Origin of the sequence: Bradyrhizobium sp. CCBAU 53351 (assembly GCF_015291745.1) — a bacterium.
Lineage (GTDB): Bacteria > Pseudomonadota > Alphaproteobacteria > Rhizobiales > Xanthobacteraceae > Bradyrhizobium.
In genome coordinates this window covers 5,253,033-5,274,992 of the sequence record NZ_CP030059.1, presented here as the reverse complement: position 1 = coordinate 5,274,992, position 21,960 = coordinate 5,253,033, and the positions used below count along the sequence as shown (strand labels likewise).

Below are 21,960 nucleotides of genomic sequence, written 5' to 3'. Positions count from 1 at the left end.
AAGGCTATGAGATAAGAGCGGGCTGAAAATGCCCTGTCTCCTAGTGCGAGCCTCATGAGGTGATGGCGTCGTTCGTCGCAACCTGCAGGTTGAACTTAGGGGCTTGATACAATTGGATAGAGGCTGGTTATTCAGAGGGGAAAAAATACCGTGGTCAGCTTAGGTAGTACGTCTGGGTGGGGCTCTCGATGTCCCGGGAATCGAGGTCCGGATAGACCTTGCGGCTCTTGTCAGCTTCCACTTTGGACTGCCATGGTATAGAGCGCCTTGCGGATTGCGCGGATTCTCAATGGGTGGCGCCTGTTATCCAGCGACAGCTGCTCGACGATGACGGTCTGTCCGGCAGCATCCCCCGGATCTGCTGCCAGATTGCGTTGTAAAGCTCACACAGTGCGTAGGCTGGTCGCGCGTGAGCTCGCGGCACGCTATTTGTGCGAGGATCATCATCGATTGTCTCGACTTGATCTCTCGCTTAAGTTACGCCACTCTTTTGTCCACTCACATCTAGATCTGTGGACGCGCATGAGAGCAACGGCCGGGATTGCGAAATTGATCGAACCAGCTGTACGTGCCGGCTTGTTCGGTGTCGCCATTTCGGCCGGGCCCCTTATGGTGCTCGGGCATGGCCTACTTAGTCTTGGAGCTATCTTCACCGGAGTTGTCTTGGTGGTGCCCGTCATCGTTCTGGCGGCGCTCGCGACGTGGGGGGAATTCCGACCCAATGTTTGCGACGGGCTATTCGCGGCGTTTGTCAGCGCTGTTGCTCTTTCGCATGTTCTCAACAGTGCCGGGGATGTTAAGGAGTCCGCGCTGCTGTTGATGACGCTTGCTCTCTACGTTGCCGGACGCGTCACGTCCGGTTGCGAAGCGCGTGCCGGTGTCGTTGTCGTCGGCGGAGCGGTCATCGCGGCTGGTGTGACTGCTACGGCGATCGCACTGGTAGGGCAGTGGTCGGCTCCTCACGGAAAGCCGCTGGTTTTCGGTGAGTTCGATGCGGCGCCTGTACAATTTGCGGCGTTGTTCGGCCTGGCGGTGATTGCTGTCGTCACGTCTGGCAGATTGGACCGCCCTGGGATGGCCGCATTCAACCTGCTCGTGGCCTTGTCAGCTGCGGTGTTTGCAGCGTCCATGGTGAGGTTCTCCCTGCTCGCCGCGGTTCTAGCTGCATCGATCGGCATCCTGTTTAGTGGCCGTGAGGAGCGTCGGCGCGGTATCCTCGTGGTAGGAGCGATGGTGATCGGGATTGTGGCTGGCTTGGTGGTCCGTTGGGACATGGCCTCCATTTACGCGACGCATGCTCTGACAGCGGCGCATGCACCGCCGGTGCCATCCGGTGCTCCGGTCCTATTGCAAGCGGCGGATCTCTGTCCGAAGATTGACATCGACAACTCGATCGAGATTCGTAAACAGTTGCTGTTCGAGGCTCTGCGTCTCCTGCCGAAAGCCGGACTGTTCGGGATTGGTCCTGGCGGATTTTCAGCCCGCAGCTGCCTGCCAGGCCACGAGGTCCATAACACCATCTTGCAGGTGTTCGTCGAATTCGGCTGGGTCGCCGGCGTCCTGCTGCTCGCGCTCCTCGCGGCCGCCTGGAGTTCAGTCAGCGGCCTTGCGCGGATCATGGCTGATTATCGTTTTGCCGCCTGTGCGCTGGCTTTCGTGATGTTGTTGAGCCTGGTTCACGGCCGCATCAGCCGCGACGTTCTGCTCATGCTCATGATCGGTCTGACTGGGCATCTGCGCCAGGCGCGGGCTGGAAACGCGGAGAAGTGGATGCTCGGCGAGAACATTGGTCCGTCAGTCGAATCGTCCGCGACTTTGCCAGGCCCACCCAGATAGTGTTTTGATTCAGTCGCAGACCGTGCGCGGCCTGCGGTGCCTTGAGACATCGCTCTCGGAGCTTGGAGGTCATGTTCCAGGGTGATCGCTCTCACGATCCTAACGACCTGGTGGACGGCTTTAAAGTAGCTGCGACCCCGATGATGACCCGGAAATAGCGGGGGCCTCTATTCGTCGGCTGCTATGATTTCCTCCTTGAGCAAGAACACCCGTATCACTGTACCGCATTCCTTGAGTCTCGAATAGGAAGAAGCGGCTTCCTATGCCGCACTGCCGAAGCCCGCGTCCTCTCGCCCTGCCGACTCAGTGACGCTCTAATCGCGCTGAAAAGCCAGCAACGTTCTTGCTCGTTATAGAGCCTGAAGTGGGTCGTGTTCTCACGGTTTAGGCAAGAACGACGTCGCGCTGACAGATCAAAAGACAAAACAAAGCCAATCTCCGCCTGAAGGGCCCAGCGGCGCAGGCAAAACTCCTGTCCGAACTCGTTCCACGTGGTAAAATGAAGTAATGACTCTCGGAAGATCGGCAATATCTCTCCAGCCCGGGCTGATGAGCTTGGTACGTCCGGCAGTATTTTTTGATCGCGATGGCGTCCTCAACGAGGACGACGGCTATACTTTTGAACCGGAGAAGATCCGGTGGGTAGAAGGAGCCCAACAGGCGGTAAAGGCAGTCAACGACGCCGGTTATCTTGCGTTTGTCGTGACGAACCAGTCAGGAATCGCGAGAGGGTTTTATGAGGAACGGCATGTTCACGATTTGCACGAATGGATGTCGCGTGAACTTGCTAACGTGGGTGCGCATATCGATGCGTTTGAGTTCTGTCCCCACCATCCCGACGGCCTCATTGAGCGCTATCGCGCGCTCTGCAACTGCCGTAAGCCGGAGCCGGGGATGATTAGAGCTCTGCTTGAACGGTATGCCGTGGATCTCGATGCGAGCTTTATGATCGGGGACAAGCAGACCGACCTTGCTGCAGCCCAGGCGGCTGGAATAGCCGCCTATCTGTTTGACGGATCAAACCTCCATACCTTCATTGCCCCGTTGTTGGTGGATTGGTCTTATCCTCCGGATCAGTCGCGGCCCCTCGCCTAGGCGCGGGAACGCAGGATTGAGGCTGTGATATTCACGAACTTGCGGGGCGCTCGATTCCTGAATCGAGAAATCAAGGAGGCAAGTTGGCGTCAAAGCGACAAATCGAAGCCAATCGCACAAACGTAGCGAAGAGTACGGGACCGCGAACAAACGCTGGGAAAGCAGTGTCGAGCCGCAACGCTTATCGGCATGGACTATCTCGTTGGGACGAAGCTGCCGCTCCTGGTTTCGCTGGATTTGATGCAACTCTTGCGGAGGAGTTTAAAGGTGCGGGTTCGGAGACCGCGCTTCAAGATCTGGCTCACGCTAGGTATCGCCAGGATCGCTTGCGAGCTATTAGGCTACGGCTGATATTGCTTGTAATTGAGAACGCCGACCCAAAACAAATGAGACTTCTGTCTAGCTTGGAACGTTATGAGACGGCTGCTCTATCGCGGCAGCGACGAGGTCTCAAGCGCGTGAAACGGGACCATGGATAACAACTTTAAAGGTAAAGCTCATCGGAGCGGGAGCTCGATGAGTAAGCAGTGGTCAGGAACATCGTCCCGAGCGGATGGAATTTGCATAGCTAGACGCGTCCACCTCGACGTCTTGGAGGCTGCATGAATTATATTTTCCCGCCGCTGGCCGTCGCCATCACCATCGGCCTTTTTGTGGTCTACGCGATGGTGCGGCAGAACTTTCGCCGATCGAGGCCGGCAGATGAAGTTCCTCGCTGGCCGGATTCCGGTCTGAGGTAGGAACCCTAGCGAATTACGTCGGCATTTCGCAGGACAACCGGCCTACGAGGGTCAGCGGTCGCCGACCGTTGCGAATCGAAAAAACCGAAATTTCGCTTGCGCCGTCGGGCAAAACAGTGGCTTATGGGAGGTGCTGGTCCCGCCGCAAATGGAGCCCAGCGAATGGCCGACGAATGCAAGGCTTTGTCCGACCTGCCCGAAGTAGCTAAGCTTAACGGAGAATTCCGCAGGAACTACGGGAAGCTTCTTGGAGCTTTCTTATATCTGCGTTCGATCAGCGCCGCTCGTGGACGGTCCTGGTTCTTGACCGCCTTGCTGTCAGCAGTTTGCTCCGCGGCGCTTGCGTGGCTGGGAAGGCGCGGCATTTCGTTTTGAGCCTCAGAAAAGATGCTGGAGGAGATTATCCAATCGAGGCACTCGCCATATGCGGGGCGCCGAAAATCAAAGGCGTGCGACTCACGAGAAAGCGACCGCCTCCAGCCGCTGTACGGAGCTCTCACGTCTAAGTGCTAACGCGAGCAGCCGAGGGGCCGCTCAAACTACCCCGCCGAAGTCGATGCCTTCTTTCGCGAGCTGTTCAGCTTCCTCGGCCGACGCGGCAGGTTTCGTATCCAGATAGGGATGCTCGGAAGCCGGCAGGATGGTGCGGATGTTCTGGCCATCCGCCCGCGTGATACGAGCAGTCCAGCGCTTATGGCCGTGCTCAACTCGCTGGATGTGATACTGTTTGTACGTAATCATGAGCCTCTAACGCAACTGACTTGACGCTTCATCCTTTCTAACCAAAAGGGACGCCGCCGCACAATAGATCTTAAAATTTGGTTAAGGCGCCGAACGGCAGATAGACTGAGCTAAGGTTCAAAGAAAGACCCGCCGGCCCAAGAGCAGGCGGGAGTTAACTGAGATTGCGATCGGATTTATGGTCGCGCCGCTAGTTTATCCGAGAGGATCGGCAGCGTGAATGGGCGCAAACTGCTCGTTTCTAAGCCAGCCTCAAGGTCTCTAGTTGATGGATCGCTCGCCGAGAACGAGGTTTCGACCTTGGGACGTAATGTGCAGCGACATCAAATTCCAGCTTAGCGATGCGCTCAAAAATCCGCGCGGTGATCTTCTCGGACACAGGGATGGTCGACATCCTCAAGCAATTGGAGAAGCCCCATCCTGTTCTTGAGGAGCAACCCGCTTTCGCCCTCATCCGTTCGCACTAGCGTAAGATTGTGGACGTGAGCCTAGGCTGCGATGACGGCGGCCTGATTTTGAATCGAGTACTGCTGCCGATCGGTTGACATGCGAACATATTGCGTTGCCTGCACTCGACGCGAGTAGCTCGAGATCACTCGCCTAGCGGGAGGCCGTTGGCATGCCACCCCTATTGGTCGAGGAGGGGCGTCTGGAGTCCTTGGAGATGGAAGTGACCACTCACGTTTCGGGGCTCACGGAACGGCCAACATGTGGCGCGGTTTCCTCGCGAAGCGGTAATTTGACCAGGCTCGCTTCGCTTGCCACATTGACCGGGCTTGCCTCCCACAATTCTTTCGCAATCAAGAGGGGAGAGATGCGCATGTTTGCCCACCAGCCTCTTTCGTCGCCGTGCTGATGCAGGGCCTGATGATGACACCGGCAAAGCGGGACGGTGAACTCGTCGCCGACCTTGCGCCCGAGCGTTCGGGGTTGGGCAAACTTCAGATGATGGGCGTCAGCGGGGCTCTCCTTGCAGATCAGGCAAGGTTGGCTGCGGACGAACACCAGATGCTCCTTGCTGCGCTTTCGCGGCGGCTCCTTTGGAAAGGCTAGGTCGCCTGGTGGGTCCGCGATGGGCGGTTTGGGAGGCTCGCCGACTGCCGAGGCGCGGTCTGAGCGCCTAGAACTTGCGGTCGACTGTTCGGTCGGCGACGCCGTGTCTTGTTTAGGTATACTGAGTTCGGGAAGGGCGGCCTGCTCGAACTTCTTCTGGAAGGCGGCCTCGAGAATGTGTGCGTCGGCCTCCACAAGAGTGTTTTTGAGGGCGAGCGTGGCCTTGGTCCAGGCAAGTAGTCCGCCGCCACCCTCCTGGCGCGCGAGCTCGCCCAAGAGCTGGTCCAGTAGCGCGGCGGAGCGTTCCGGGTGTAAGACAGCGGGGCGGTTCAGGACGCCCTTCGGAGGCTTTCCCTTCGATCCTAGCGCCGTCTGCGGCTCGGTTGCTGTTGGAGGCCCCGTCACGACGTCATGCGCGTCCAAATCGTCCTCCCCGGCGATCCCAACCAGGGCAAAGAGGGCATACCGGCGGGCGTAGGTGAGGGCCGCCCCCATTCGGTGCGGCGCTTCAACCTCTTTGGCGGCGCACACCGGTAGGTCCGAGGAGATCCATTCGCCGGAGGCATGGGCGAGCAGGGTGGTGAGATGGATCTGACTTGTGACCGGCTCAATCCGGGTGGTCTGGATGGTGGCGATCTCCTGCTGGCTCAACGTCTTGCGGACGATGTCGAGGCCGGACGCGAGGGATGCGTAGCGGAAGGTCCGATCGTCCTCGCGCGGGAATGGTGATCGGATGACGGCGGTGAGGGTCTTCTCAGGGTTCACCAGTTCCGCCTGGGCGCGGGCGAGGGCGGCTGCGATGGTTCCAATTCGCTCACTGGATTGGTGCATCCGAGACCTCCGTCACCTGGGCCTCGAAGCTGATTGCGCCAGACTTGGAACGCTTGGCTTTGACGCCGTGGCCCGTCGCCTCCTTGGCGTCCTCCGGCATCAGCTTCTTCAGATCCGCCTTCGCCGCCTCATGCTCGCCATGCGCGTTCCGGGTTCGAAGGTACGTCGCCGCAAGTTCGGCCCATTGATTGGACGTCGACATGTCGACGACCCTGATCGCTTCCAGGCGCGGGCGCGGCGTTTCGATATTGAAGAGGACAGGTGGCTCGCCGCTCTGAACGCAGCGCCAGAATTTCTTCTCGGCGGTGAGCAGGAGATGTTGATAGAGCGGGTCGGCGTGGATCTTGATTTCAACCCACTGGCCGCCGCCGGTGATGATGGAGAGGACCGAGGAGCGGGCAGCGACAACCCACATGTTGTGTTGCAGCTGTGCCATGTGCTTTTCGGCTGCGGCTTCCTCGGAAAAATTCCAAGGCAGCATGAATTTTGATTCGAAGACCGCCCCCGTCTGCTCGACGCGGCCGTCAGGTGTTGCGGCCATCCACCGATGAATGGGGTGAAATACTCGCCGCTGCGCATCGATGATAGCTTGGCCGGTATTTATCTCGTACCAATGCTGGTTTAGTTGTTCGGTTGCTGTGCCCAGTTGGACCAGGAGATTTTTTGATAGATCATCGGGGGCAACTTCGCCGCGCTTTTCTTTCCAGAGCCGCAGCAGGGCGAGATCATCATCGCCCATGATAATCCTAGCGTCAGAGCCACCGATAAACGAGCGGCGATCGTGGTCAGCTTTTGCAAAAATTCTCGAATCCATGCTTACTAACCTCCCTCACCCCAGCAGGTGTAGTTTTTTGCAATCGATGGAATGAAAAATACCATTTGGAATGAAAAAGTCAAGTCATAACCCGCTAACCAGTGCGCAATTGCGTGCCGGACGAGCCCTAATCCGCTGGAGTGCGGAGGATTTGGCCCGAGCCTCCTCAGTAGGCCTAACCACCATTCGCCGTGCTGAATTGATGAATAATGAGACTTCCATGACTGCGGCGAATAACCTCGCGATACGCGGGGCCTTAGAGGCAGCCGGCGTCGAGTTCATCGATGCAAACGGCGGAGGCCCCGGCGTTCGTCTTCGCAAACCTAAACCCGAGAAGCCTGAACAAGCGAAGATCTAAACGAAGGCCAGCCGAGCGCTAAATATGGCTATGCTGGGAGCCAGTCTGGTTATGAACGTTTAGCGGTAGCAATGAGCGATGGCGTCTCGATAGTCCGCAGATCAAGTTCGAACAGGCGCCGCAGCACGCCGCCTCGCCTCTAAAAAAGACGGCGTGTTGTCTGACCGTCAAGAGCGACGTGAACCTTTAGGCTTCTTCTTGCTGGGGAACGCCAACGCGAAGTTTTGCGATCATCCGCTCAAAAGCCGGGAGCTCGTCCGCCTCGAGTTTTGTCAGGTCGAACCCCTGATCTTTCTGGCGACTGTCAAACACGTCGCAATACACACCTATCTCTAGCACGACCCGGGCGGCGCGATCATTGCCCTGCAAGGCCCTGTCAGCTTGCGCCAGCAGGATCGCGCCGAACAGCGAGACCCGCTCGCTCTGAGATCCCCTGCGAATCAGTCGTGTCGTACTCAGGATTTCGCGAGCCTCTAACTTAAAATCATTTTCCGTTGTCATGCTTCGTCTCCAATGGCACGCCTGCACAGGCGTGCGTGATAAGGGTGAAGGCCTGCAGATGATTGTCCTCGCATGTCGCATCGCGATGGCGAGAAGGGCCCGCTGCCGTTCGACCGAAACAATGGTTTGAAGCGGCTTCAGGGATGGTCGGCGTCGCCGGATCACCGCTCACGGACATCGCCCGCGCGGCCGCTCATTCAGCAAGAGCGCGCAGCAAGGTATCGAAACGACAGTTTTTTTCAAATGGAATCAGTAGACACTACAGGATTCTGAGACGAGCGCGCTCTGCGAACCTTGTTGAAATGGGCCGGCAGTTGAGTCATAGTTGAAGCGCAGCGACGACGTCGCGCGCAGCGTCTCGGGATCCGAGGCAACGAAGTTCGGGCGGATCGCAGGACTTCGACTTTCCAAAAAGCTCATATTTATCTGGCTGGTGCAGAATCACCCGCCACCAACCGCGTGCGCCTTCAGCTCCACGGCCGAGCGGAGGTGAGGGCAAGTTATTGCCATCTCGGCCGATCGGCTCGGAGCATTCCATGGTCCCGCGATATCATAGCAAGCAATTCGGCCCTTCGATTTCGGAGGGTTCACTGCTCATCACCGAATCCAAAGAAGCCTTCGCCTGCCTGCAACGCGAATTGGCGCGCGAGATACAGCCCAAGAACATCGTCGAGAAGATCTTTCTCGCCGACGTTGCGGCGTGCGTTTGGGAGATGATGCGGCTGCGACGATGCAGAGACCACGTCATCAACCTTGCCTTTGGGCCTGCAATTGCCGAGATTTTGGACCGTGTTCTGGGCCCACCCGAGACTGCCGCCGAGTGCGAAGCGCGTACCGCGCTCGAACGCGACTGGTTTACCAAGCCGGAGGCGCGGCAAGAGGTAGCAAAGCGGCTCGCCGCGTTTCAACTTGATGAGGGTGTCATCGAAGCCGCCGCGATCAGCAGCCAGGCCGATCAGCTCGAGAGGCTCGACAGGATGATGTCAGCGCAGCAGGCACGTCTGCACCGCGCATTTGGCGCGATTTCGAGCTATCGCGAGGCGTTTGCTGCTCAGGTCCGGGCTGCGGTGGAGCAACCTGCGCTCGCGCCGCTTGATGCGCGTCAGCACGTGGGATGATCATGGCGAGCCAAAGTCAAATCGAAGCCAATCGGCGCAACGCTTGTCAGAGTACTGGGCCGCGCTCGGCCGCCGGCAAGAAGCGCGCCGCCAAGAACGCCTTGCGCCATGGCCTGTGCGCATCCTTCCAAGTGACTGCATTGCAGGCCAAACTGGTCGACAAGCTCGCCCAGCAAATCGCAGGCGCAAGCACGGAGCGCCTTGTGCGCGAACTTGCCCGCGAGGTGGCGATCGCCACGTTCGATCTTGCTCGCGTCCGCCGCGTCAAAACGGCACTGATCCAGCACGAGCTAGCATTGGGATCGGCCGCCCCCCCGGGTCCCGCCTCTTGGAAACACGAGCTGCGCTTCTGCGAGGTCGCCGTGCGCGTCAGCACCTGGCCTCCTCTCGTGGCGCCCGATGACCTATCTGAAACTATGCTGTCCGTCGAAGAGCGCACTGCTGAGGCGGTGCGGCGGGCCCTGCCGGAGCTCTTGACCCTCGACCGCTATGAGGCTCGAGCGATCGGCCAACGCAATCGCGCCCTCCGATCCTTGCTTCAACTGAAAGCGGAGCAACGCTACCCTCAGCAAGAATAGATGAGGCGAATAATTTGAATTATGCAACTAAAGATTGAGATGGTTTGCTCTCTGCAGAACGAAGCCAATTTTTCCTTAGGATTTCAACGTGGTAAGAACGTGGCCTCGGCCTGTTGCCGCCAAGACGTCGCCCCATCGTGGTTGAGGACGTCGTCCCGACAAAGAAAGACTGCCGGGCGTGTTGCTGTTATGGGATGTCGCAAAAGGTGTTGCCACCTTTGTTTAGAGTCGCGGGTGACTTGTCGACGATCTTGCGAGTGAGTTTAGCGCTCGTCCGCGATCACCTTGCCGTCATTCGGCAGCGCGCCGGGGCCGACCAGTTCGACGGCGCCACCGAGCTTCGTCACGGCGCGCAAGGTGCCGGCGATCTCTTCGCGCAGCGCTTCGCTCGCGCTCGCCGTTTCCGCTCGCAATGTCATCGCGTCGGTCTCGCCCTGTCGTGTGACGACGAGGCGCAGTCTTCCAAGCGCGGAATGACGCTTGCCGATCTCGGCGACCTGCTCGGGACGGACGAACATGCCCTTGACCTTGGTGGTCTGGTCGGCGCGGCCCATCCAGCCCTTGATGCGCATATTGGTGCGCCCGCATCGGCTTGGGCCTGGCAGAGCGGCGGTGAGGTCGCCGAGCGCAAGGCGGATCCAGGGATGATGCGGGTCGAGCGAGGTCACCACGATCTCGCCGACGTCGCCGGGCGCCACGGGATCCCCGGTGCCGGGCTTGACGATCTCCAGGATCAGGTCCTCGTTCACGACCATGCCCTCGCGCGCGCCGGTCTCGAACGCAATGAGGCCGAGATCGGCGGTGCCAAAGGCCTGGTAGGCGTCGATGCCGCGCGCCTTGATCTCGGCCTGGAGCGAGGGCGGGAACGCGGCACCCGAAACCAGCGCGCGCTTGATCGAAGAGACGTCGCGGCCCGAACTCGCTGCGGCATCGAGCAAGATCTTCAGAAAGTCCGGCGTGCCGCTGTAGCCAACCGGGCGGTAAGCCTCGATCAGCTCGAACTGCTGCTCGGTATTGCCGGGGCCTGCGGGAATCACGGCGCAGCCGAGCGCACGCGCCGATGCGTCGAAGATGAAGCCGCCGGGGGTGAGATGGTAACTGAAGGTGTTGAGGACGATGTCATCGGGCCGGAACCCGGCCGCGAAAAGGGCTCTTGCGCCGCGCCAGGGGTCGGCCTGCCGTCCCTCCGGCTCGAAGATCGGGCCGGGCGAGGTGAAGAGGCGGGCGAATGAGCCGGGGGCGGCCGCCACGAAGCCTCCGAAGGGCGCAGAGGCCTTGTGCAGGGCGGGCAGTTCCGACTTGCGCAACACCGGCAGGGCCGCCAGAGCCGCTCTGGAGGTCACGGCGGCGGGATCAAGACCTCTCAGCCGCTCGGCGTAGGCCGGGGCGGCCATCGCGGCTCGCAGGACCTCCGGCAGGCGGGAGAACAGATCGGCCTCGCGGGCTGCCGGCTCGCGCGTCTCGCGGGCGTCGTAATGGGCGGTCATGGCTGTTCTTTCCGTGTTGGCATCCGTTGCGCGCCGCCACCGGCATGGGTATCAGACCGCCATTGGTGAGGCCGAGAGAGGACCCGATGGCGGACAAGGGAAGCATTGCGGCGGATGAGGCTGCGGATGTCGTCGTGCGCCTGAAGGGCCGCATGATCGACGAGGCGCTGCCGCTGTGGTCGACGGTCGGCTGGGATCGGGCCACGGGCGGCTTCATCGACCGGCTGCACCCGGACGGTACCGCGGATGCGGCTGCGCCGCGGCGCGTGTTCGTGCAGGCCCGCCAGATCTATTGCTACGCCAAGGCGGCGCAGCTGGGCTGGTATCCCGAGGGTCGCGCCATCGCGCTGAAGGGACTGGAACATCTGCTGGCCAAAGCCAAAGCGCCCGACGGCCGGCCCGGCTTCGTGCACCGGTTGACGCCGGAGGGGACGGTGCTGGACGGCCGGCGCGATGCCTACGACCACGCTTTCATCCTGTTTGCTCTCGCGACCGTCTATGCGCTCGACCAGGACGCGCAGGTTCGGGCCGAGATCGACGCGCTGCTCGCTTTCCTCGACGGCCACCTCCGATCGCCGCATGGCGGCGTGCACGAAGGCCTTCCGGTCTCGTTGCCGCGGCGGCAGAACCCGCATATGCATCTGTTCGAGGCGATGATCGCCTGTTTCGACGCGACCCACGATCTGTCGTTCCAGAACCGTGCCGGCGAATTCTTCGCGCTGTTCCTGGCCAATCTCTACGACAAGCAGAAGCGCATCCTGACGGAGTATTTCGAGGAGGACTGGTCGAAGATCGAGCCGGTCAGCGTCGAGCCGGGCCACCAGGCCGAATGGGTCTGGCTGCTGAAGGGCTTCGAACGCATCACGGGCTGCCCGACCGGGCAGCGGCGCGCCGAGCTCCTCGCGACCGCGATGCGCTATCGCGACGAGGCCACAGGCTGCATGATCGACGAGGGGGACGATATCGGCAACATTCGTCGCAGCACGCGCCGGCTGTGGCCGCAGACCGAGATCGCGAAAGCCTGGATCGCGCAGGCCGAATCCGGCGAGGCCGGCGCGGCGGACGAAGCGCGCGCGGCGCTGGTGCGGCTCGAACGGCATTATCTCAGCCATCCCGTGAGGGGCGGCTGGTACGACCAGTTCGACCGCGACGGCAAATCGCTGATCGACACCATTCCTGCGTCGTCGTTGTATCATGTTCTCTGCGCGGTCACGGAAGCGGAGCAGGTGCTCGAGGGTTAAAGCCAGCGCTTGCGCCGCTTGAAGCTCTTGAGATTCTTGAAGCTCTTGCGCTGGTCGCCGGCGCCGCCGAGATAGAATTCCTTGACGTCCTCGTTATCGCGCAATTCGTCGGCGGTGCCGTCGAGCACGACCTTGCCCTGCTCCATGATATAGCCGTGGCTTGCCACTGACAGCGCGGCGCGTGCGTTCTGCTCCACGAGGAGGATGGTGACGCCGAGGTCGCGGTTGATCTTCTGGATGATCGAGAACACCTCTTTCACCAGCAGCGGCGACAGACCCATCGAGGGCTCGTCCATCAGGATCATTTTCGGGCGCGCCATCAGCGCACGGCCGATCGCGAGCATCTGCTGCTCGCCGCCGGAGAGATAGCCGGCGAGGCCGGTGCGCTCCTTCAGGCGTGGAAAATAGTTGAAGACCATGTCGAGATCGGAATCGACCTCTCGGTCCCTGCGGGTGAAGGCGCCGAGCTTGAGGTTCTCCAGCGACGTCATGTCGGCGACGATGCGTCGGCCCTCCATCACCTGGAAGATGCCGCGGCGGACGATCTTGTCGGGGTCGATGCCGTTGATGCGCTCGTTTTCGAACAGGATCTCTCCTCGGGTGACCTCGCCGTCCTCGGTCTTGAGCAGCCCGGAGATCGCCTTCAGCGTCGTCGACTTGCCGGCGCCGTTGGCGCCCAGCAGCGCCACGATCGCGCCCTTGGGAACGTCGAGGCTGAGGCCGCGCAGCACCAGGATGACGTCGTCATAGACGACCTCGATGTTGCGCACGGCGAGGAGGGCGGCGGGCGGCACTGCGGCCGGCTTGGTGCGGGATGCGTCGAGGGTGTCGGTCATTGGTGTGTCTACCAGATTGCTACGGTCGTCATGCCCGGGCTTGTCCCGGGCACCACGTACTTCGTGCCGTGAGGTCAGGCGTGGATGGCCGGGACAAGCCCGGCCATGACGTCCGAGTTTGCGCTCACCAGCCCAGCAACTCCGGCTTGCGCGGCAGCTCGACGGTCTTGACCTTCTCGAGCTTGATCGTGCCCTTGGCCATGAGGTCGTTGAGGTCGCCGTCGGTCGCGCCCGAGATCTTGGTGCGATAGAGATCGACCTTCAGCGTGCCGCGATGGTCCTTGTCGGTCCAGGTCGAGGGATTGCAGACGCCGTCCATCCCGGCCGGCACCCAATCCTTCTTCTGGTAGAAGCCCTTGGCGACGTTGTCGCCGGTGGCGCCGCCGTTCTTGGCAGCCCAGTCGATCGCCTCCTTCATGTACAGCGCGGAGCAGACGGCCGCGATGTAGTGGACGGGACGATAGACCTTGCCGCTGGCGTCGGACATCTTCGAGATTTCCATGACCGTCTTCATGCCGGGCGCATCGCCGCCCCAGCTCACCGCCGTGCGCAAGGGGAAGATCACGCCGTTGGCGGCATCGCCGGCCGTCTTGGCAGCGTTCTCGTCCATGCCCCAGACATTGCCGAGAAACTGGATGTCGACGCCGGCCGTCTTGCAGGCCTTCAGGACGGAGATGTTGGAAGCCGCGGTGTTGCCGAGATAGGCGTAGTTGGCGCCGGAGGATTTCAGGCTCAGGCATTGCGCGCTGTAGTCACCCGGTGTGAGCGCGAACACCAGCGGCGGCAGCACCTCGAAGCCGAGCTCTTGCGCCATGGCTTCGCCGGCAGCCTTCGGCGCGTTTGGATACGGGTGGTTGGCGCCCATGTGCACGAATTTCGGCTTGCCGCCCTTGCCCTTGGCCTTCCAGTCCTCCGCCGCCCACATCATCATGGCGCGCAGCGAGTCCGAATAGCTCGGGCCGTAGAAGAAATTGTAGGGCGCGGGCTTGGCCTTGCCGCTGACGCCTTCGGGATCGGTGAGTGCTGCGGCATAGGAGCCGGACATGTCGGGGATCTTGTCCTGGGCGAGGAAGCCGGTCAGCGCCTCGGTGTCGGCGGTGCCCCAGCCCATGATCGCGGCGACCTTGCTGTCCGGCGCGGACCACTTCTTGTAGAGTGCGATTGCGCGCGGCACCTGGTAGCCATAGTCGTTGGTGTCGACGTTGAGCTGCTTGCCGCCGACGCCGCCGTTCTTGTTGACCCAGGCGAAGGTGTCGGCAACGGCCTGGCCGTAGGGCGTGCCGACGTCGGAGGTGCCGCCGGAATAGTCGGCGAGGTGTCCGATCGCGATCTGCGCCTGCGCGCCGGCCGAAAATGCGGCGATCGCGAGCGCGAGCGATGCGGTGCTCAAAAGGGACTTCATCGTCATGGGTTTCCTCCTGTTTATTGTTTAAGTGAAGTTGCCCGCGCTCAATGCGAGAACGGGTAGAGTTTCCAGTACGCCTTGACCTGTCGCCAGCGATGCGCGAGCCCGTCAGGCTCGAACATCAGGAACGCGATGATGATCACCCCGATCGCGATCTCGCGCAGGAAGGTGATGTTGGTGTTGAGCGACAGCGCCTTGTCGATCGCGCCGCCCTTCAAATACAGGCTGATGAATTCCATGGATTCCGGCAGCAGCACCACGAAGGCGGTGCCCATCAGCGTGCCCATGACGGAGCCGGTGCCGCCGATGATGATCATGGCCAGGAACAGGATCGAGCGCTCGATGCCGAAACCTTCCTGCGACACCACGAGCTGGTAGTGCGCGTAGAGCGCACCGGCGATGCCGGCGAAGAAGGCGGCGAGCCCGAACGACAGCGTGCGGTACTTCGTCAGGTTGATGCCCATGATCTCGGCGGAGAGATAATGGTCACGGATCGCCACCAGCGCGCGGCCGTCACGCGTGCGCATCAGGTTTGTGACGAGGATGTAGCTCGCAACCACATAGGCCAGCACAACATAGAAATATTGCTTATCGCCGCGCAGCGTGTAGCCGAAGATCGAGAACGGATTGGCGCTCGCCGGCACCGAGCCGCCCGTGAACCACTCGGCGCGGGAGAAGAAGTCGAGCAGGATGTATTGCGCGGCCAGCGTCGCGATGACGAGGTACAGCCCCTTCAGCCGCGCCGCCGGGATGCCGAAGATCAGGCCGACCAGCGCGGTGACGACGCCCGCGAGCGGGATCGCGAAGAATACGGGGATCGGCGCATTGTTGGAGATGTAGGCCGAGGTGAAAGCGCCGAGCAAGAAGAACGCGGCGTGCCCGATCGAGATCTGGCCGGTGAAGCCGACGAGGATATTGAGGCCGAGCGCGGCGATCGAGAAGATGCCGATCTGGATCAGGATGCTCAGCCAGTAGCCGCTGAAGAATTGCGGCGCGAGGCACAGCAGCGCTACGCCCGCGATGGCGAAGTTGCGGCTGGTGGTGGTCGGGAAGATCGTGGTGTCCGCCGCGTAAGAGGTGCGGAAGTCACCAGCAGGAATGAGGGCAGGGCCGGCCATGGGTCAGATCCGCTCGATGTCGTGGGTGCCGAACAGCCCGTAGGGCTTGATCATCAGCACGATGATGAGGACGTAGAACGGCGCGATCTCGTAGAGATTGCCCCAGTGCAGATACTCGCTGTCGACATATTGCGCGACGTTCTCGAGCAGGCCGATGATGATGCCACCGAGCACGGCGCCGCCGACGGAGTCGAGCCCACCGAGGATTGCCGCCGGAAATACCTTGATGCCGTAGGCGGCAAGGCCCGACGACACGCCGTTCACGACTGCGACGACGACGCCCGCGACCGCCGAGACCGTCGCCGAGATCGCCCAGGCCATCGCGAACACGCTCTTGACGGAAATGCCGAGCGATTGCGCGACCTGCTGGTTGAACGCGGTGGCGCGCATCGCAAGACCGTATTTGGACGCACGGAAGAACCAGGCCATGCCGACCATCATGGCGACCGACACCACGAGGCTCATGACGTAGACGGTCTGGATCTGTAAGCCCAACAGGCTGACCGACTGGCTCTCGAATACGCGCGGGAACGGCTGCGGATTGACGCCGAACATCCATTTCAGCGTCGCCTGCAGCACGGTGGAGAGGCCGATCGTCACCATGATGACGGAAATGATGGGCTCGCCGATCATCGGCCGCAGGATGAGCACCTGGACCGCGATGCCGAACACGAACATGAACACCAGCGTCATCGGCATGCCGATCCAGAACGGCACCTGGTATTTCGCAAGCAGCGCCCAGCACACCCAGGCCCCGACCAGCAGCAGCTCGCCTTGCGCGAAGTTGACGACCTGGGTCGCCTTGTAGATCAGCACGAACGACATCGCGACCACGCCGTAGAGCGTGCCGACCACGAGGCCGTTGACCAGGAGCTGGATGAGGAAGGCGGTGTTCATGTGATGATGCTCGATGACGAGTCCGGCGCGCTCTTGCCCTCTCCCCCTGTGGGAGCGGGTGGCTTCGCGAAGCGAAGACGGGTGAGAGGTTGTCTCGGCGGTGACGGTGCGGAGAGAGAACCCCTCACCCGACCGAGGGTGTCGTTGGCTGCGAAGATGCCCGCTCCCACAAGCGGAGAGGGCGCATCGGCCGGCATCGTGCGCTTGGTCGGAAGGTGCTTCACTCCGCCGCCTCCGCCATATGCCCGTGCATCCCCAGATCCACCACGCGCAGCGTGGTGCGCACCCGCTGGGTGGTGCCGTCCTGGAAGCGGATCACGGTGTCGACGGGGATCTCGGCATCGCCGCGGTAGATGGCGTCGATGATCCCGGCGTATTTCTCGTTGATGACGCTGCGGCGCACCTTTCGCGTGCGGGTGAGCTCGCCGTCGTCGGCATCGAGCTCCTTGTAGAGCAAGAGGAAGCGCGAGATGCGCTGCGCGGGCGGCAGCGTGGCATTGACGGTCTCGACCTCCTTGCGAAGCAGCGCATAGACCTCGGGTCGCGAAGCGAGGTCGCTGTAGGTGGTGAAGGAAAGGCGGTTCTTCTCCGCCCATTTCGAGATGATGGAGTAGCGGATGCAGATCATCGCCGCGAGCGCGTCGCGGCCGGCGCCCAGCACCACGGCTTCGGCGATATAGGGCGAGAATTTCAGCTTGTTCTCGATGAATTGCGGCGAGAAGCGCTCGCCGCGCGAGGTCTCGGCGAGATCCTTGATGCGGTCGATGACGACGAGTTGCTGGTCGGCGTTGAAATAGCCGGCATCGCCCGACAACATCCAGCCGTCCCTGATGTCGGCGACGCTCGCCTCGGGATTCTTGTAATAGCCGAGGAACATGTTGGGATGCCGCACCACGATCTCGCCGACGCCGTGGACGTCGGGATTGTCGATGCGGATCTCGACATTGTCGGCCATCGGCACGCCGGTCGTGTCAGGATCGACCTTACCCTCGGGATGCAGCGTGTAGGCTCCAAGCAGCTCGGTCTGGCCGTACAGCGTACGCAGCGGCACGCCCATGGCCTGGAAGAACTTGAAGGTCTCGGGGCCGAGCGCCGCGCCGCCGGTCGCGGCCGAGCGCAGGCGGGTGAAGCCGAGGCGATCGCGCAGCGCGCGGAACAGGATCGCGTCGGCAAGGCCCGAACGCTTGCCCTGTTCGAGCGCGGCCAGGCCCGATTTCATCCCAACGTCGAACAGGCGCTGCTTGAGAGGCGTGGCGTCCATCACCTTCGCCCTGACGTCGGCGGCGATGGATTCCCAGACCCTGGGGGCAAAGAGCACGAATGTCGGCGCGATCTCGCGCAGATCGTTCATCATCGTGTCAGGCTCTTCGACGAAGTTGATCTTCATCCGGCAGAGCAGGCCTTTGCCGAGCACGTAGACCTGCTCCATGATCCACGGCAGCGGCAGCACCGAGACGTATTCGTCGTCCGGGCCCTTGGGGTCGAAGGCGAGGTAGGTCGCGCAGTGACCGAGCACGCGACCGGCGGCGAGCATCGCGAGCTTGGGATGGGACGTGGTGCCCGACGTGGTGCAGAGGATCGCGACGTCCTCGCCCTTGGTGGCATCGACCAGTCTGTCGTAAAGTTCGGGCTCGCGCGCCGCACGGGCGCGGCCGAGCTCGGCAAATGTCTCCGCCGACATCAGCCTGGGATCGTCGTATTTCCGCATGCCGCGTGGATCGGAATAGATGATGTGCTTCAGCTTCGGCGCGCGCTCGGCGAGGGTGAGCAGTTTGTCGACCTGCTCCTCGTCCTCGGCGAAGACCAGCTGCGCCTCGCCATAGTTGAGGAGATAGGAGGCCTCCTCGTCGAGCACGTCGCGATAAAGCCCGAGGCTGAGGCCGCCGATGGCGTGCGTCGCCACTTCCGCCGCGACCCAGTCCGGCCGGTTGTCGCCGATGATGCCGACGACGTCGCCGCGGCCAAGGCCCATTTCGACGAGACCGAGCGCGAAGTCGCGGACGCGGGCCTGATAGTCGTTCCAGGTGAACAACCGCCAGAGCCCGAGATCCTTCTCGCGCAATGCGATCTCGTTGCCGTGCTCCTTGGCGTTGAGCCGGAGCATCTTCGGATAGGTGTCGGCCAGGGCGACGCGGCCTGCGTAATCCATCATGCCGCGCACTCCGGAGCTGCGGGCTCGTCGTCGGGATCGACCAGCACCTCGTCTTCTTCGCCGAGATAAGCGCGCCTGACGTGGGGATCGGCGAGCACCGCCGCCGGGTCGCCCTCGGCGATCTTCTTGCCGAAATCCAGCACCATGACGCGATGGGAGATGTCCATCACCACGCCCATGTCGTGCTCGATCATCACCACGGTCATCCCGAACTCCTCGTTGAGATCGACGATGTAACGGGCCATGTCCTCCTTCTCCTCGAAGTTCATGCCGGCCATCGGCTCGTCGAGGAGGATGAGGCGCGGCTCCAGCGCCATCGCGCGGGCGAGCTCCACGCGCTTGCGCAGGCCATAGGAGAGGGTGCCGGCTTGCGCCTTCCGCACCGACTGCAGATCGAGGAAGTCGATGATCTCCTCGACCTTGCGGCGGTGCTCGAGCTCCTCCTTGCGCGCGCCGGTGAGCCAGTACAGCGAGCCCGTGAGGAAGTTGTTCTTGAGGAGGTGATGGCGGCCGACCATGATGTTGTCGAGCACGCTCATGTGGTGGAACAGCGCCAGATTCTGGAAGGTGCGGCCGATCCCGAGCGAGGCCCGCGCATTCGGCGTCAGGCCGGTGATGTCGCGATCCCCATAGAAGAGCTGGCCTTCGGTCGGCTTGTAGCGACCGGAAATACAGTTCACGATCGAGGTCTTGCCGGCGCCGTTGGGCCCGATGATCGAGAACAGCTCGCCGTCCTTGATGGCGAAGCTGACATCGGTCAGCGCACGGACGCCGCCGAATCGCAAGGACACGCCGCGCACTTCGAGACTGGTAGCCACCAAACGAAACCCTCCCGGTGATGGCGCCTTTTAGCGGCGCTCTTCGTCCGTTCCGTCGGGCGATCCTAGTACGGTGGTGCCGGTCAGGCCATGCAGCAGATGGTCTCGACCGGAGCCGCGCCACTCTCGTTCCCGCTGGGATCGAAAGCCGCATCTCCCGAGGTGGTCCTCAATAGGGGAAAGCGCTATTTTGAAATGTCTCCCGGCTGACAATTCTGCGACAAAGTTTGCCGGGCGGCCGCGGCCTTCATCTTTCGTCGGATGGCGGTCGCAATAATCATGTTGCAATGCAACAGAAGGTGGAGTGACGAAACGGTGCGGCTGGCCGCGAGATCATGATTTCAGAAGATCATCTGAAGCGCGTCGCCGCGTGGTCGCGCGAGCTCACGCAAGCGGAGATCGAGGTCGCGCGTGCCGGAATCACGGAGCGGTCCTACGGCACCGGCGAGACCGTGTTCATGCGCGGCGATATCTTTGCCTATTGGGCCGGCATGGTGGGCGGCCTTGCCCGCATGGGCGGGGTCTCGCGGGACGGCAAGGAGACCAGCCTCGCCGGGCTGACGGCAGGGGCCTGGTTCGGCGAAGGCAGCGTGCTGAAGAACGAGCCGCGGCGCTATGACGTGGTCGCGCTGCGCGACAGCCGCGTCGCGTTGATGGAACGCAGCGCCTTCATGTGGCTGTTCGAGAACAGCGTCGGCTTCAACCGCTTTCTGGTGCGCCAGCTCAACGAACGGCTCGGCCAGTTCATCGGCATGCTCGAGGTCAACCGCACGCTGGATGCCACTGCACGCCTTGCCCGCAGCATCGCCTCGCTGTTCAACCCGATCCTCTATCCGGAATCGACCGCACATCTGGAGATCACCCAGGAGGAGATCGGTGCGCTCTCCGGCATGTCGCGCCAGAACGCCAACCGCGCGCTGAACCGGCTGGAAAAGGAAGGTCTGCTGCGGCTCGAATATGGCGGCGTCACCATCCTCGATGTCGAGCGGCTGCGCGGATACGGGGACTAAGGCGGCTTCATCGCGCATTGGCGGGCGCGTGCACCGGCCACAGATCGGCGCGCCAGCGGATCGCGATCGCCAGCATCGCGACGAAGCCCGCGGCGCCATAGAGTGAACCGGTCGCGGAATAGCCGATGATGTCGATCAGGCTGCCGGCCGCGAGCAATCCGATCGGCAGGCCGTAGATCACCATCATCCGCACGCCCATCACACGGCCGCGCAGATGCGCACTGGCCGTCCGCATCAGAATCACGGCTGCCGAGATCATCGACATGCTCTGCGCGATACCGGCGAGTACGAGGCAGGCCATCGCCACCGGCATGGTCCTGATTTCCACGAACACCAGCAGCATGGCGTACCAGGCCAGTGTCGCGCCGATCAGAAGCCGGGCAATGCGCACTCCGCTGACGAGGCTGAGCGTGATGGAGCCGATCAGCGAGCCAACGGCGAAGCTCGCCGAGAGGTAACCAAGGCCGGTCTGGTCGGTGTGAAAGATCTCGCGGGCGATGTAGGGCAACAGTCCGCCAGTGAAGGGAAATGCAGTGAGATTGGCCAGGAAGGCGACGCAGAGCGCCGCACGCATTCCCGGGCCATTCCAGGCGTAGACGATGCCTTCCTTGAGGTCGCCCAATAGTCGCGACACTGCATGACTGTTTGCCGGAAGATCGCTCGTGATGACGGTCCTCTTGGGGCGGGTCAGGCAGAGCATGAGAAGCGCGGCCACGAAGTAGAGGCAGGCGATTGCCACATAGACGAGGCCGATGCCGAGGACGGCGAACAAGCCGGCGCCGGTCAACGCGCCGGCGATGCGCGCGCTGTCCTGCGTGGTGCGCGCCACGCTGATGGCGCCCACCAACTGCTCGGCCGGCATGATCTCGGCGAGCAGGGCGCCCCGGACGCCGAGATCGGAGGGACGAATCAGGCCCATGATCGCGACGATGATCATGACACTCAGCGGCGACAGATGACCGGTCAGCGCCAGAACCATGATGGTCGACGACAGCACCGTATAAGCAAGACGCATCACGACCAGGAGATCGCGATGGCCCATGCGATCGCCGATCATGCCGAACACCGGCGCGACCAACGTCCCGACGAACTGGAGCGAAGCAAGCACGGTGAGCAGCAGCACCGAGCCGGTCTCGACCAAAATGTACCAGCCGAGCACCAGCGTCTCCACCTCGAACGCCCAGGAGGTGAGCAGATCGGATGGCCACTGAAAGCGATAGTTGCGGATGCGGAATGGCGCCAGCGCGGAAGGTCGTGCGGCTGTGCTCAAGGCGCGATGGCTCGTATCACGGCGATTCCCTGCCTTGTTATTGTTCTTTGCAAGCGTAGCG

At 62.0% G+C, this 21,960-nt stretch carries 19 protein-coding genes; 7 read left to right on the top strand and 12 right to left on the bottom strand.

What is annotated here, in order from left to right; genetic code table 11:
• The first annotated feature begins 549 nt into the window (after window positions 1–549).
• The 3 genes from XH83_RS25025 to XH83_RS25015 all read left to right on the top strand — a co-directional run bounded on the left by XH83_RS25025 (window position 550) and on the right by XH83_RS25015 (window position 3,671).
• The gene (locus XH83_RS25025) at window positions 550–1,836 is read left to right on the top strand and encodes a hypothetical protein (protein WP_194403365.1); all 1,287 of its coding nucleotides are present in this window, start codon (window positions 550–552) and stop codon (window positions 1,834–1,836) included.
• Window positions 1,837–2,385: 549 nt separating this feature from the next.
• The gene (locus XH83_RS25020) at window positions 2,386–2,931 is read left to right on the top strand and encodes an HAD family hydrolase (protein ID WP_210346981.1); all 546 of its coding nucleotides are present in this window, start codon (window positions 2,386–2,388) and stop codon (window positions 2,929–2,931) included.
• A gap of 602 nt (window positions 2,932–3,533) precedes the next feature.
• Window positions 3,534–3,671, top strand: a complete 138-nt coding sequence (locus XH83_RS25015) for a hypothetical protein (protein WP_194403364.1) — start codon at window positions 3,534–3,536, stop codon at window positions 3,669–3,671.
• Window positions 3,672–4,205: 534 nt separating this feature from the next.
• Here XH83_RS25015 and XH83_RS25010 read toward each other — a convergent pair.
• The 4 genes from XH83_RS25010 to XH83_RS24995 form a co-directional block, all read right to left on the bottom strand.
• Window positions 4,206–4,412, bottom strand: coding sequence for a hypothetical protein (locus XH83_RS25010; RefSeq protein WP_194403363.1), 207 nt, complete (start codon window positions 4,410–4,412; stop codon window positions 4,206–4,208).
• Window positions 4,413–5,090: 678 nt separating this feature from the next.
• Complete coding sequence (locus XH83_RS25005) at window positions 5,091–6,296, bottom strand: ERF family protein (protein ID WP_194403362.1); 1,206 nt, start codon at window positions 6,294–6,296, stop codon at window positions 5,091–5,093.
• A complete protein-coding gene (locus XH83_RS25000) occupies window positions 6,280–7,110 on the bottom strand; it encodes a YqaJ viral recombinase family protein (protein WP_194403361.1) in 831 nt (276 codons plus the stop codon). The genes XH83_RS25005 and XH83_RS25000 overlap by 17 nt, the downstream gene beginning before the upstream one ends.
• A gap of 544 nt (window positions 7,111–7,654) precedes the next feature.
• Window positions 7,655–7,969 carry a hypothetical protein gene (locus tag XH83_RS24995; protein ID WP_194403360.1) on the bottom strand — a complete coding sequence of 105 codons (315 nt, stop codon included), beginning with the start codon at window positions 7,967–7,969 and terminating at the stop codon, window positions 7,655–7,657.
• Between the two features lie 536 nt (window positions 7,970–8,505).
• Here XH83_RS24995 and XH83_RS24990 point away from each other — a divergent pair.
• On the top strand, window positions 8,506–9,087 hold the full coding sequence (locus XH83_RS24990) for a hypothetical protein (protein WP_194403359.1): 582 nt from the start codon (window positions 8,506–8,508) through the stop codon (window positions 9,085–9,087).
• Window positions 9,084–9,665, top strand: coding sequence for a hypothetical protein (locus tag XH83_RS24985; protein ID WP_194403358.1), 582 nt, complete (start codon window positions 9,084–9,086; stop codon window positions 9,663–9,665). Before XH83_RS24990 ends, XH83_RS24985 begins: the two co-directional genes overlap by 4 nt.
• Window positions 9,666–9,928: 263 nt before the next feature.
• On the opposite strand, the gene XH83_RS24980 is transcribed toward XH83_RS24985, so the two are convergent.
• Window positions 9,929–11,152 (bottom strand): phenylacetate--CoA ligase family protein, encoded by a 1,224-nt coding sequence (locus tag XH83_RS24980; RefSeq protein WP_194403357.1) that lies wholly within the window; start codon window positions 11,150–11,152, stop codon window positions 9,929–9,931.
• An 86-nt stretch (window positions 11,153–11,238) separates the two neighbouring features.
• Here XH83_RS24980 and XH83_RS24975 point away from each other — a divergent pair, with 86 nt between their 5' ends.
• On the top strand, window positions 11,239–12,393 hold the full coding sequence (locus XH83_RS24975) for an AGE family epimerase/isomerase (RefSeq protein WP_194403356.1): 1,155 nt from the start codon (window positions 11,239–11,241) through the stop codon (window positions 12,391–12,393).
• On the opposite strand, the gene XH83_RS24970 is transcribed toward XH83_RS24975, so the two are convergent.
• The 6 genes from XH83_RS24970 to XH83_RS24945 all read right to left on the bottom strand — a co-directional run bounded on the left by XH83_RS24970 (window position 12,390) and on the right by XH83_RS24945 (window position 19,619).
• A complete protein-coding gene (locus XH83_RS24970; protein ID WP_194403355.1) occupies window positions 12,390–13,229 on the bottom strand; it encodes an ABC transporter ATP-binding protein in 840 nt (279 codons plus the stop codon). The genes XH83_RS24975 and XH83_RS24970 overlap by 4 nt on opposite strands.
• Window positions 13,230–13,353: 124 nt before the next feature.
• Entirely contained in the window at window positions 13,354–14,637 is a 1,284-nt protein-coding gene (locus XH83_RS24965; RefSeq protein WP_194403354.1) for an ABC transporter substrate-binding protein, read from the bottom strand.
• Between the two features lie 41 nt (window positions 14,638–14,678).
• A complete protein-coding gene (locus tag XH83_RS24960) occupies window positions 14,679–15,752 on the bottom strand; it encodes a branched-chain amino acid ABC transporter permease (RefSeq protein WP_194403353.1) in 1,074 nt (357 codons plus the stop codon).
• A 3-nt stretch (window positions 15,753–15,755) separates the two neighbouring features.
• Window positions 15,756–16,649, bottom strand: coding sequence for a branched-chain amino acid ABC transporter permease (locus XH83_RS24955; protein ID WP_194403352.1), 894 nt, complete (start codon window positions 16,647–16,649; stop codon window positions 15,756–15,758).
• 220 nt (window positions 16,650–16,869) lie between these two features.
• On the bottom strand, window positions 16,870–18,801 hold the full coding sequence (locus tag XH83_RS24950) for a long-chain fatty acid--CoA ligase (protein WP_194403351.1): 1,932 nt from the start codon (window positions 18,799–18,801) through the stop codon (window positions 16,870–16,872).
• A complete protein-coding gene (locus XH83_RS24945) occupies window positions 18,798–19,619 on the bottom strand; it encodes an ABC transporter ATP-binding protein (protein WP_194403350.1) in 822 nt (273 codons plus the stop codon). Before XH83_RS24945 ends, XH83_RS24950 begins: the two co-directional genes overlap by 4 nt.
• A 335-nt stretch (window positions 19,620–19,954) precedes the next feature.
• Between XH83_RS24945 and XH83_RS24940 the strand changes: the two genes are divergently transcribed.
• A complete protein-coding gene (locus XH83_RS24940; protein ID WP_194403349.1) occupies window positions 19,955–20,629 on the top strand; it encodes a Crp/Fnr family transcriptional regulator in 675 nt (224 codons plus the stop codon).
• Window positions 20,630–20,636: 7 nt separating this feature from the next.
• Here XH83_RS24940 and XH83_RS24935 read toward each other — a convergent pair whose 3' ends face one another.
• Window positions 20,637–21,899: an MFS transporter gene (locus XH83_RS24935; protein ID WP_194403348.1), complete on the bottom strand. Its 1,263-nt coding sequence runs from the start codon at window positions 21,897–21,899 to the stop codon at window positions 20,637–20,639.
• Window positions 21,900–21,960 lie beyond the last annotated feature (61 nt).

Coding starts and splice junctions, on each gene's coding strand:
- XH83_RS24950 (WP_194403351.1), bottom strand. CDS start 18,801: ATGATGGATTACGCAGGCCGCGTCGCCCTGGCCGACACCTATCCGAAG.
- XH83_RS25005 (WP_194403362.1), bottom strand. CDS start 6,296: ATGCACCAATCCAGTGAGCGAATTGGAACCATCGCAGCCGCCCTCGCC.
- XH83_RS24940 (WP_194403349.1), top strand. CDS start 19,955: ATGATTTCAGAAGATCATCTGAAGCGCGTCGCCGCGTGGTCGCGCGAG.
- XH83_RS25010 (WP_194403363.1), bottom strand. CDS start 4,412: ATGATTACGTACAAACAGTATCACATCCAGCGAGTTGAGCACGGCCAT.
- XH83_RS24970 (WP_194403355.1), bottom strand. CDS start 13,229: ATGACCGACACCCTCGACGCATCCCGCACCAAGCCGGCCGCAGTGCCG.
- XH83_RS25000 (WP_194403361.1), bottom strand. CDS start 7,110: ATGGATTCGAGAATTTTTGCAAAAGCTGACCACGATCGCCGCTCGTTT.
- XH83_RS24960 (WP_194403353.1), bottom strand. CDS start 15,752: ATGGCCGGCCCTGCCCTCATTCCTGCTGGTGACTTCCGCACCTCTTAC.
- XH83_RS24980 (WP_194403357.1), bottom strand. CDS start 11,152: ATGACCGCCCATTACGACGCCCGCGAGACGCGCGAGCCGGCAGCCCGC.
- XH83_RS24990 (WP_194403359.1), top strand. CDS start 8,506: ATGGTCCCGCGATATCATAGCAAGCAATTCGGCCCTTCGATTTCGGAG.
- XH83_RS24955 (WP_194403352.1), bottom strand. CDS start 16,649: ATGAACACCGCCTTCCTCATCCAGCTCCTGGTCAACGGCCTCGTGGTC.
- XH83_RS24965 (WP_194403354.1), bottom strand. CDS start 14,637: ATGACGATGAAGTCCCTTTTGAGCACCGCATCGCTCGCGCTCGCGATC.
- XH83_RS25015 (WP_194403364.1), top strand. CDS start 3,534: ATGAATTATATTTTCCCGCCGCTGGCCGTCGCCATCACCATCGGCCTT.
- XH83_RS24975 (WP_194403356.1), top strand. CDS start 11,239: ATGGCGGACAAGGGAAGCATTGCGGCGGATGAGGCTGCGGATGTCGTC.
- XH83_RS25020 (WP_210346981.1), top strand. CDS start 2,386: ATGAGCTTGGTACGTCCGGCAGTATTTTTTGATCGCGATGGCGTCCTC.
- XH83_RS24995 (WP_194403360.1), bottom strand. CDS start 7,969: ATGACAACGGAAAATGATTTTAAGTTAGAGGCTCGCGAAATCCTGAGT.
- XH83_RS24985 (WP_194403358.1), top strand. CDS start 9,084: ATGATCATGGCGAGCCAAAGTCAAATCGAAGCCAATCGGCGCAACGCT.